This window comes from Actinomadura logoneensis (assembly GCF_003428695.1).
In the GTDB taxonomy this organism is placed as follows: domain Bacteria; phylum Actinomycetota; class Actinomycetes; order Streptosporangiales; family Streptosporangiaceae; genus Spirillospora; species Spirillospora logoneensis.
In genome coordinates this window covers 1-7,253 of record NZ_QURH01000920.1, presented here as the reverse complement: position 1 = coordinate 7,253, position 7,253 = coordinate 1, and the positions used below count along the sequence as shown (strand labels likewise).

Annotated in this window: 9 protein-coding genes; 6 read left to right on the top strand and 3 right to left on the bottom strand. The window is 72.5% G+C overall.

Annotated elements, in window-relative coordinates; translation table 11 throughout:
• Nucleotides 1-102 precede the first annotated feature (102 nt).
• Both DZF91_RS31070 and DZF91_RS31065 read right to left on the bottom strand, forming a co-directional pair.
• Nucleotides 103-696, bottom strand: a complete 594-nt coding sequence (locus DZF91_RS31070; RefSeq protein WP_117360640.1) for a DUF4291 domain-containing protein — start codon at nt 694-696, stop codon at nt 103-105.
• Between the two features lie 92 nt (nt 697-788).
• Nucleotides 789-1,079: a hypothetical protein gene (locus DZF91_RS31065; protein WP_117360639.1), complete on the bottom strand. Its 291-nt coding sequence runs from the start codon at nt 1,077-1,079 to the stop codon at nt 789-791.
• A gap of 446 nt (nt 1,080-1,525) precedes the next feature.
• Between DZF91_RS31065 and DZF91_RS31060 the strand changes: the two genes are divergently transcribed.
• The 4 genes from DZF91_RS31060 (at nt 1,526) to DZF91_RS31045 (ending at nt 5,260) form a co-directional block, all read left to right on the top strand.
• Nucleotides 1,526-2,392 (top strand): helix-turn-helix domain-containing protein, encoded by an 867-nt coding sequence (locus DZF91_RS31060; protein WP_235834685.1) that lies wholly within the window; start codon nt 1,526-1,528, stop codon nt 2,390-2,392.
• 117 nt (nt 2,393-2,509) lie between these two features.
• Nucleotides 2,510-2,911 carry a nitroreductase family deazaflavin-dependent oxidoreductase gene (locus tag DZF91_RS31055; protein WP_117360637.1) on the top strand — a complete coding sequence of 134 codons (402 nt, stop codon included), beginning with the start codon at nt 2,510-2,512 and terminating at the stop codon, nt 2,909-2,911.
• 374 nt (nt 2,912-3,285) lie between these two features.
• The gene (locus DZF91_RS31050) at nt 3,286-4,326 is read left to right on the top strand and encodes a phosphotransferase enzyme family protein (protein ID WP_235834684.1); all 1,041 of its coding nucleotides are present in this window, start codon (nt 3,286-3,288) and stop codon (nt 4,324-4,326) included.
• A 67-nt stretch (nt 4,327-4,393) separates the two neighbouring features.
• A complete protein-coding gene (locus tag DZF91_RS31045; protein ID WP_117360635.1) occupies nt 4,394-5,260 on the top strand; it encodes an NAD(P)-dependent oxidoreductase in 867 nt (288 codons plus the stop codon).
• A gap of 9 nt (nt 5,261-5,269) precedes the next feature.
• Here DZF91_RS31045 and DZF91_RS31040 read toward each other — a convergent pair whose 3' ends face one another.
• Nucleotides 5,270-5,974 carry a histidine phosphatase family protein gene (locus tag DZF91_RS31040; RefSeq protein ID WP_235834683.1) on the bottom strand — a complete coding sequence of 235 codons (705 nt, stop codon included), beginning with the start codon at nt 5,972-5,974 and terminating at the stop codon, nt 5,270-5,272.
• Nucleotides 5,975-6,017: 43 nt separating this feature from the next.
• Between DZF91_RS31040 and DZF91_RS31035 the strand changes: the two genes are divergently transcribed.
• Complete coding sequence (locus DZF91_RS31035; protein ID WP_117360633.1) at nt 6,018-6,410, top strand: VOC family protein; 393 nt, start codon at nt 6,018-6,020, stop codon at nt 6,408-6,410.
• Nucleotides 6,411-6,458: 48 nt separating this feature from the next.
• Nucleotides 6,459-7,253 (top strand): hypothetical protein (locus tag DZF91_RS31030; RefSeq protein ID WP_147341475.1); only part of this gene is annotated, 795 nt, incomplete at its 3' end.

The window sequence follows — 7,253 nt, the reverse complement described above, 5'->3', positions numbered from 1 at the left end:
TAGCAGTCCATGGATGCCACGGGCAGCGGCCTGTCGGTCCCCTTGAAGAGACCGACAGGCCGCTGCCCGTGCGCTAACCCGGCACCAAGCGCTATGGCCGAGTCAAGGGGTCGCGCCCAAGCGGTGGGCGAGGGAGGCGGCGAGAGGGTAAGGCCGTTCTTTCGGAAGGAGGCGTTTCGCCTGCGAGACATCACCGCGCTGAAGGTGACGGTGGATCTTGTGGGCGAGGGGCGTCCGGTCGTCGATGGAAAGCGTCCAGTCGTCGGCGTACCGGTCGATGATGTGGCGGCTCAGACCGATCTGAATGGCTCGGGGCTCGAGCTTCTCGCCGCGTAGGGAGCGTTCCGGATCCCATTGGACGTGAACCTGCGCATGGCGGAAGGCGGAGCGCCACTCTTCGGCGGAACGGAAGACGCGGCGGTCGGGGTCGGTCGGGACGGCCAACGAGAGCGCTTCGTCCCAACCCTCTCGAGAGATGCGCACGGCCAGGATCGTCTCCTGCCCGGGTTTACGGCCCCAGCCGCTGCGTGCCATCAGCCAGAGGAAGGAGGGTTTGATCCAGGTCATCCGCGTCCGGGAGAACGGTGGGACGAAGCGCCCGTTCCGCAGCGCGGGCACCGCGATGGCAGGCGAGAACGCCTGGTACACGGTGATCGAATCACGGTCGTACTCGGCTCTGACCTCACGCGGACGCACGCCCCACCCCCTCGGACGAACCGCAGCCTGCCCGCCGGTCTCCCGAAGGGGCAACTGGTTTGTCGCCCGTCGGTCTGTCAGTGCTTTGTCGGTCAGCCGGCCAGTAGGGAGACGACTCGGATTGTCAGGCGGTCTTCTAGGAGCGTGATGGCTTCTTCGATGGTTCGCGCGGCGGCCTGCACGCGGAGGGAGCGGCCGTCGATGTCGGCGGTCGCCTGGGCCAGGGCCGGGCGCGGGAGGGAGGGGTCGGGGGCGAGGGTCAGGGTGCCTCGGACCGCGACGGCTGACGCGGTGGTGCCGGCCAGGGCCTTGCGGACGGCCGACTCGGCGGCGGTGCGGGCGGACTCGGTGACCGCGCCCGAGGTGAGGAAGTGGATGTCCATCGGATCCCCTGTGTCGCTGGTGTCGTGCAGAGAGGCGTGGTGAACATCGCCTCGCAGTAATGAGAACGTCTCTTCGGAGTGGTGTTCACGCCTGAGGGGCGAGAGCTGTGTCACGCGACGCGACGGGTTGTTCCGGCATCGGAAGAACGGCACGTCAGAGTGTGTGGACGAGAAGCCCGGGAACGGCCACGTGAGAGAGTTCACGCGTTGGGTGGGAGCGTGTGCGCGCGGTTCGGCGGCCGGGAGGCCGAGGGCCGCCGGTTGGCATTCACCGAAGCGCATTGCTTCGCCACGTTCCGGAACCATTCCGGCGCGGTGGGCGGCGCAGGGGGTCGTGATCCTCTACGATGGTCGATGCCGTTTCGCCAAGACTGGCTGGTGACCCCTTGCCCCAGGACGCTGCTGCACCCATTCCTCCAGCGGAGGGCGACTCCACCCCCGGACGTCTGCTCGACTACCCGCGTCGCGGCGGTCCGACGGTGCTGCGCATCCTGCTGGGGGCGCAGCTGCGCAGGCTCCGCGAGCAGAAGGGCATCTCTACCGAGGACGCCGGTTACGAGATCCGGGGCTCGCACTCCAAGATCAGCCGGATGGAGCTCGGCCGCGTCGGGTTCAAGGAGCGCGACGTCGCCGACCTGCTGACCCTGTACGGCGTCACCGACCCCGCCGAGCGCGCCCCCCTGCTGGAGCTCGCCCGCGAGGCGAACACTCCGGGCTGGTGGCACCGCTACGGCGACGTTCTACCGAACTGGTTCGAGACCTACCTCGGGCTGGAAGAGGCCGCCTCCCTGCTGCGCTGCTACGAGCTGCAGTTCGTCCCCGGGCTGCTGCAGAGCGAGGAGTACGCGCGGGCGGTCGTGCGCCTCGGCCATCCGGACGCGACCGACGAGGACGTGGAGCGGCGCGTCCGGCTGCGGATGACGCGCAAGGAGCGGTTCGTCGAGCCCGGCGCTCCGACGCTCTGGGCCGTCCTCGACGAGGCGGTGCTGCGCCGCAGCATCGGCGGACGCGAGGTGATGCGCGGTCAGATCGAGCACCTGCTGGAGATGGCCGACCTTCCGAACGTCACGCTGCAGGTGGTGCGGTACGAGGCGTCCGAGCCGTGCGCGACGGGCGGGCCGTTCACCATCCTGCGTTTCGCCGAGCCGGGCCTGTCGGACGTGGTGTACCTGGAGCAGCTCACCAGCGCCCTCTACCTGGACAAGCCCGCCGACGTGGACACCTACATGCGCGTGATGAACGACCTGTGCATCACCGCGTCACGTCCGGACGAGACGGTCCGCTTCCTCAAGGACCTGCTGGCCAAGAATTGACCTCGATCTCCCGCGTGGTCCGCGAGCTCGGGGGAAGGTCCTCGGGCCGATGGATGTTGTGCCGGGCGCGCGGCGCCGCCCGCCCCGCGCACATCCGTTCCGCAACGAGGAGGGCCAATGCTTTTCGGCAAGGAGCATGTCAAGCGCTACCAGGAGACCGACGGCGCTGAGGGGCACGACTGGAACGGCACGGTCACGCTGCTCCTGACCACCGTGGGGCGCAAGTCGGGCCAGGAGCGCACGACTCCGCTCATCTACCAGGAGGACGGCGACGACTACGTGGTGGTCGCGTCCAAGGGCGGCGCGGACGACCACCCGCTCTGGTACAAGAACCTGGAAGCCGACCCCCAGGTCAAGGTGCAGGTGCGGGGCGACCGGTTCACCGCGCGTGCGCGGACGGCGACGCCGGAGGAGCGGCCGCGGCTCTGGAAGAAGATGGTCGCGGTGTGGCCCGACTATGACGAGTACACGCGCAAGACCGACCGGGAGATCCCGGTCGTGGTCCTCGAACGCGTCTGAGCGGTCGGTTTGCCGCCCGTTACGGGCATGGTTCGCTCATCGCCCGCGCGGGATGTCCTCACAACCCGCGCGGGCTTTCTGCTGCCCCGGATGCCGGACGACACTCTCGGCTCGTGCGCCGGCTCGGCGACGGTCTCCAGTGTGCTGCTACCGCCTGTGATGCGCGGTCGATGGCAGTCGGACTCCTCGCGGCGGCAGGGCTGAGGTCCCAGCCACCGCGACCAAATGTCGCGGCGAACCGGTGGGCGGAACGTGGGCTGGAGGTTCGGGGTCGCCGGAGGGCGGATGCCGGTGGTTCGCTTTCGTGGACTGTGGGTGAGCGTGTAGCGTCGGCCGCAGAACATTCGTTCGACCGAGTCCAGCGAGGGACCGAGGTGCCGACGTCATCGCGGGTTCAGGGCGACGAGCCGCTGCCGCCGCGGCTGCCGCGCCGTTGGGGGATCGAGGCCGTTCCGGAGCCGCTGGCCGGCGGGCGCGGGCGGCGCTGGCGGCTGGACGCGGACGGTGCGTCCTACCTGCTGCGCGAGCACGGCTCGCCCGACCGCAGGCGGATCGGTCTCCGGCATGAGGCGATGGCCGCCCTGGACGCGGCGGGGCTCCCGGTTCTCGCCCCCGTCCCCGCGCGGAACGGCAGGACGCTGGTCGTCGCGGGCGGGCGCGGTTACGAGGTGTTCCCCTGGGCGTCGGGACGGCGGCGGGACGGGCTGGAGCTGACGTTCGTGCAGTGCGAGCGGCTCGGCGCGCTGCTCGGACGGCTGCACGCCGAACTCGACCGCGTGACCGGGCCGGTGCAGCAGAGCATGCTGGTGCCGACGTCGCGAGCGGCCGAGGCGATGGCGGCCGTGGACGCGGCGCTCGCCGGGACGTCCGACGACGGGACGGACTTCGCGGCGCTGACCGTCCGGCGGCTGCGCGAGCGGCGGGAGCTGCTGGACGAGTTCGCCGACCACCAGCCGCCGGAGATCGACACGAGCACGGTGGGGCGGCTGCACGGCGCGTTCCACCAGGGGCATCTGCGGTACGGGCGGTCGGGTGAGGTGTCGGCGGTGCTGGGCTGGGACGCGCTGACCACCGGTCCGCTCGCGGGCGAGGTGGTCGGGGCCGCGGCGCGGCTGTTCGCGTGCGGCGACGACCGGGGGCTCGACCTCGACCGGGTGCAGGCGTTCCTGCGCGGCCACCGCTCGGTGGTCGAGCTGGACGCGGGCCAGATCCAGTCGGCGGTCCACCGGGCGTGGTGGGAGCGGCTGTGCGATGTGGCGTCGCTGCGTCGGCGGTATCTCGGCGACGAGCCGTCCGACGGCGCCGACGCGCCCACGGCGCTGGTGGCGTGGTGGTCGGCCAACCTGGAGCGGACGCTCGACGCGTTCGCCGTCCCCTACACCGAGGTCCCGGACGACAGCCCCGCCTACGGCTGACGATCTGGGTAGAAGATCGGTTGAGGCGCGGCGCGGTGGGCGCCGCACGGGACCACAGGAGGCTCGGATGACGGCTGTCGCCCTGCTCGGGACGGGGATCATGGGTTTCCCGATGGCGCGGAACCTGCTGCGCGCGGGAGTGGACCTGACGGTGTGGAACCGGACGCGCGCGCGGGCCGAGCCGCTGGCGGAGGAGGGCGCGCGCGTCGCGGACTCCCCCGGCGCGGCGGTCGCGGACGCCGACGTGATCGTCACGATGATGACCGACGGTGACGTGGTGGCCGAGGTGATGGAGGCCGCGGCCCCGCGGGCGCGGCGGGGCGCGGTGTGGGCGCAGATGAGCACGGTCGGCGTCGCCGCGCTCGGACCGCTCGCCGAGCTGGCCGGACGGCACGGGCTGACGTTCGTGGACGCGCCGGTGCAGGGCAGCCGGCAGCCCGCCGAGGAGGGAAAGCTGGTCGTCCTGGCGGCGGGGCCGGAGTCGGCGCGCGAGGCGGTGCGGCCGGTGTTCGACGCGGTCGGGCAGCGGACGATGTGGCTGGGCGACGACGGCGCGGCGGGCGCAGGGACGCGGCTGAAGATGGTGACGGTGGGTTACGCGATCACGCTGACGTCGCTGGTCGCGGAGTCGCTGGCGCTGGCGGAGGGGCTGGGCCTGGACCCGCGCGCGTTCGGCGAGGTCCTGACGGGCGGGCCGCTCGACTGCGGCTACCTGCAGACCAAGATGCGGGCCGTCCTCGAACGGGACTTCAGCCCCACGTTCACGGTGCGCAATGCCTCGAAGGACACCGGGCTCATCATGGAGGCCGCGTCGTCCGCGGGCGTCCGCGTGGACCTCACCGACGCGGCGCGGCAGCGGTTCCTGCGCGCGACCGAGCAGGGCCACGGCGAGGAGGACATGGTCGCGAGCTTCTTCGCGGGGTTCCCCTCCTGAGACCCGCGCTCAGGCGTGGGACGCGGCGTCCTCCACCGCCTCGGCGGCCGGCGGCACGGCTCCCTGCTCGGCGGTGCCGAACGTGATGGTGAACAGGTCGGGCGGGCCGGGTCGGAGTTCGACGATCGTCCCGTTGGGGGTGCGGCCGACCTCGGCGAAGCGGTGGAAGGCGGCCATCTGCCCGGCGGTCGGGTCGGTGACGCCGGTGAGGAGCGTCCACATGGCGGCGCGCATGAACAGGCCGTGGGTGAAGACGGCGATGAGGCCGGGTTCGGGGCGGGCCGCCAGCGTGTCGAGCATCGTGCGGGCGCGGGCCACCAGCGCGCGGAACGTCTCGCCGTCGCCGCCGAGCACGCGCGCGGGGTCGGGACTGGCCCAGTACGCCTCGGCGTGGGGACGGCGCTGCTCGTTCGTCGTGTTCGGGCCGTGGAGCGCGCCGAGGAAGGTGAACTCCTGGACGGGCCACTCCTCGTAGGGGACGTCCGGGAAGCGGGCGCGCGTCGGCGCGGCGGTCTCGCGGGCGCGGACGAACGGTGAGCTGACGATGAGGGACGGCGCGGCGGAGAAGGCCGAGGCGACGCGCTCGGCCTGGCGTCGTCCGGACGGTGTGAGGGGCGCGGCGGCGGGGCCGTCGGTCGGCAGTCCGGCGTTGGACTCGCTCTCTCCGTGCCTGATCAGCCAGACGCGCCGGGGGGCGCTTTCGGTCTCCGTCACGCGGACAAGGCTGTCATACCGCCCGAGGGGAATGATGAGGCGCATGGAGGTTCTGAGCAGTCGCGTCATCGTCCGTCCCGCCGATCCCGGCCGGGCCCGCCGCTTCTACCGTGACGTTCTCGGCCTGGCGGTGTACCGGGAGTTCGGTCCGCCGGACGATCCGGGCCTGGTGTTCTTCCTGGGCGCGGGGTTCCTGGAGGTGTCGGGGCACGGGTCCGGTCCGGTCGGTGAGGGCGCGCCGATGCTGTGGCTCCAGGTGCGGGACGTCCGGGCCGAGCACGAGCGCCTGGCCGCCGCCGGGGTCCGGGTGGTGCGGGAGCCGCGGGTCGAGCCGTGGGGGCTGGTGGAGATGTGGATCGAGGACCCGGAGGGGGTCCGGATCGTCCTGGTCGAGGTGCCCGAGGACCACCCGTTGCGGCGCGACCAACGCGGATAAATCTGGAAAATACTGGAACTCCGTGGAAGTCGCGGTACGCTCTCCGGCATGTCCGGAGCCCCCGGCTCCTCCCCCGACGCGTTGGAGGAGCGCATCGCCGCTTTGCGCGCGGCCGTCCGCCGCGCCGCGGCGAGCGGCGACCGGGAGGCCGCGCGGACGCTGCGCGCCGAGCTGCGGCGCGCCGAGCAGGCATGGGACGAGGCCGTTCTCGGCGATGACCCCGGCGACGACGCCGACGTGGGCGCCCCCGTCGTTCCCGCGCCGACCGGGCGGGCGGGGACCGCGAGCGGAGCTTCCCGGGGCCTGGTGCCGGTTCGGGAGCAGGTCCACCAGGCGTTGACGCTGCTGGGCGTGCCCGCCGCGCCGAAGCTGGTCGGAGCCGTCCACACGGCGTTCTTCCCCGGGGAGATCCCGGCGGCGCGGCTCACGAGTCTGCGGCGTGACGAGGAGCGGTCGTTCCGGTCGTCGCCGTACGCGCGTCCCTACTACCTCTGCGCCGCCTTGACCGCAGACCTGCTGGCTCCGGCGCGCGGGCTGCTCACGGTGAGCACGTGGCCGCTGAGCCAGCGCATCGTCGGCCCGCTGAGCGCGCGCGTGGACTTCCTCACGGCGGCGGTCCGGGTGGCCGAGCGGGCCGAGAGCACCGGCGCCGGGCGGGACGTGGGCGTCCAGCGGCTGCTGTGGCGGTTCGCCGCCACCATTCCGGGGGCGACGGGCGGTACCGTCGTGACGGACGGTGCGGTGGATCCGGCCGTGGTCGCCGAGGCGGCGCGGGCGGAACTTGCCGTGCACCGGGACGCCGACGGGCGGGACCGCGCGGCGGCGGCCCGGCGCGCGGCCGAG

What these genes read in the sequence shown, in the direction of transcription:
- DZF91_RS31055 (WP_117360637.1), top strand. Translation starts at nt 2,510, where the DNA reads ATGCTTTTCGGCAAGGAGCATGTCAAGCGCTACCAGGAGACCGACGGC.
- DZF91_RS31035 (WP_117360633.1), top strand. Translation starts at nt 6,018, where the DNA reads ATGGAGGTTCTGAGCAGTCGCGTCATCGTCCGTCCCGCCGATCCCGGC.
- DZF91_RS31045 (WP_117360635.1), top strand. Translation starts at nt 4,394, where the DNA reads ATGACGGCTGTCGCCCTGCTCGGGACGGGGATCATGGGTTTCCCGATG.
- DZF91_RS31065 (WP_117360639.1), bottom strand. Translation starts at nt 1,079, where the DNA reads ATGGACATCCACTTCCTCACCTCGGGCGCGGTCACCGAGTCCGCCCGC.